Source organism: Moorena sp. SIO3I6 (assembly GCF_010672095.1).
Map to the genome: position 1 here is coordinate 1 of NZ_JAAHHU010001317.1, position 1,427 is coordinate 1,427.

The 1,427-nt window shown below is 44.8% G+C and carries 3 protein-coding genes; 2 read left to right on the forward strand and 1 reads right to left on the reverse strand.

Features of this window, described 5'->3' with window-relative positions:
• Together F6K49_RS48920 and F6K49_RS48925 are read left to right on the forward strand one after the other, a co-directional pair.
• Positions 1–361, forward strand: a 361-nt coding sequence (locus F6K49_RS48920) for a D-alanyl-D-alanine carboxypeptidase (protein ID WP_293109958.1), incomplete at its 5' end; no start/stop codon positions are given.
• Positions 362–512: 151 nt separating this feature from the next.
• Positions 513–680, forward strand: coding sequence for a hypothetical protein (locus tag F6K49_RS48925; RefSeq protein ID WP_293109960.1), 168 nt, complete (start codon positions 513–515; stop codon positions 678–680).
• Here F6K49_RS48925 and lptC read toward each other — a convergent pair.
• Positions 670–1,427, reverse strand: a 758-nt coding sequence (lptC, locus tag F6K49_RS48930) for an LPS export ABC transporter periplasmic protein LptC (RefSeq protein WP_293109962.1), incomplete at its 5' end; no start/stop codon positions are given. The genes F6K49_RS48925 and lptC overlap by 11 nt on opposite strands.

Consider the following 1,427-nt stretch of genomic DNA (forward strand, 5'->3'; position numbering starts at 1 on the left):
TTACCAGCTTAATCTTAGGGATGTCTTCCCCCTAGCTGGACGGGATACTAAGGGAACCATGCTCGACCGTAACATTCCCCCAGGGGCTGTGGTTAAAACCGGAACTCTCAGAGAAGTTAGTGCTCTAGCTGGTGTTCTTCCAACACGCGATCGCGGTTTAGTGTGGTTTGCCATCATTAACGGTGGCAACGATATCCTAGAATTTCGGGCAAAACAGGATCAGCTACTGCAACGCCTGTCTGTGGAGTGGGGTGCCCTTACCCAAAAGAGTAGCAATCAAACCCATAAACCATTAGTCATTGGTGATCCCAAGCGTATTGAAAAAATCAGCAGTGCCTTGTTGATTGAAAATAAAAAATAGCAAATAGATATCGAGTTGGCTTGAAATTTTGTTGACCGTTGACCGTTGACCGTTGACCTTCAACCGTCAACAGTTAAGTTAAAGGGTTGAGCAACGGCTCCAAAGGCAGTTTCAGCAATAAATTAATTTAGGCTACAGTCAACCTTGGCCTTTGGCCACGCTACGGGAACAACCTTGGCCAAAAGGCCACGCTACGGGAACAACCTTGGCCAAAAGGCCACGCTACGCGAACAACCTTGGCCAAAAGGCCACGCTACGCGAACAACCTTGGCCAAAAGGCCACGCTACGCGAACAACCTTCAACCAGCTCAAGGAATAATTTCTGTTACCACTCTTTCCCCAACACCACTAGTTACTAAAATATCTTGAGCTTCAAGGTTACCCACTGCTTTATCACCAGTCGTCTTAAATTGGGGTGAAACTTGTTCATATATTACATTACCTGAGGCTTCCATCTGTTGGGTGGGGATATCCCAAGTTAGCTGATTAGCGTATAGTTTGGCTTGCTTACGGCTTCCCTCCCCTTGTACTCCTCCCGTTAACCTAACTACTTTCTTACCCAAATCTACCCGTCCCCTGTTAGCTGTTACCATCAGTTTCTCCTGCTGGTGAACAATTCTAACCGGCTGATCGGACACAACAGTTTTATCATTCAAATTCCAAACTGCTGAATTAGTCGATATCACGACCGGTGGTTCGACCGAATTCAACTGCACATTTTTCTTGAGAGTTGCTATATTTGCCTTAAGGTTTACCTCAGAATTGTCTGCTTCCACTCGTTCTGTTACTATCTTATTTTTATAGCGCTCAATAAGTATCCTTTTGTTACCAATTACCTTCTGTTGTTCGATTTGCCAGAGCAAACGTTCTGTTTTCATTTGCAAGTTTGGGTCTTTCGATATGGCTGCTACTTGACCAATTAATTCCAACTTCTGGGTTCGACTTAAGTAACGCCCTTCCTTTGCGGATGCTTGTAGTTTAGGGTGATTACCTTTAACGTTATTGCGGATAACTAACAAATCTTCCTTAGGTTTCCACTCAGACTCATCACCTCGTAACACAGCAC